This is a genomic window from bacterium (assembly GCA_023150945.1).
Taxonomy (GTDB): Bacteria; Zhuqueibacterota; Zhuqueibacteria; order Zhuqueibacterales; family Zhuqueibacteraceae; genus Coneutiohabitans.
Genome location: JAKLJX010000104.1, coordinates 1 through 543, shown reverse-complemented (window position 1 = coordinate 543; position 543 = coordinate 1). Strand labels below are relative to the sequence as shown.

Annotated in this window: 2 tRNA genes and 1 rRNA gene; all 3 read right to left on the bottom strand. The window is 47.9% G+C overall.

The features are described from left to right. Positions 1 to 96 precede the first annotated feature (96 nt). A tRNA-Ala gene (locus L6R21_28265) sits at positions 97 to 169 on the bottom strand. A gap of 12 nt (positions 170 to 181) precedes the next feature. Further along, positions 182 to 255: transfer RNA gene (locus L6R21_28260), tRNA-Ile, on the bottom strand. Between the two features lie 158 nt (positions 256 to 413). Continuing rightward, positions 414 to 543: ribosomal RNA gene (locus tag L6R21_28255) — 16S ribosomal RNA — on the bottom strand; the annotation flags it as partial.

Below are 543 nucleotides of genomic sequence, written 5' to 3'. Positions count from 1 at the left end.
TCATCAAAATAGATAGATACATATAATTTAGTTTGTCCGACCTATTAATTGAGTTACATCTTACTGCTTCTCAACCAACCTGTCAAATCATCTCTATGGAGATGAGGGGATTCGAACCCCTGACCTCCTCCGTGCAAGGGAGGCGCTCTCCCATCTGAGCTACATCCCCGCTCATAAGAGGTGGGCCTGAGTAGACTCGAACTACTGACCTTCCCCTTATCAGAGGGATGCTCTAACCGACTGAGCTACAGGCCCAGAAACTTTTTAACTTTTTACCCCTTAACAAGTAAAGAGTGACAGGAAGGAGAGGGAGAGAGATAAATAAAACAAGGTCCCTGTTGTTTAGGGCATTAACCTTGGGATCGTTAGGAATAGTAGTAAACTCTGTTCACTGCTACCCCTGGTCTCCCTAGAAAGGAGGTGATCCAGCCGCAGCTTCCGCTACAGCTACCTTGTTACGACTTCATCCCAGTCACCAGTCCCACCTTAGGCAGCTCCTCCCTTGCGGTTAGGTCACCGACTTCAGGTGTTACCGACTCCCAT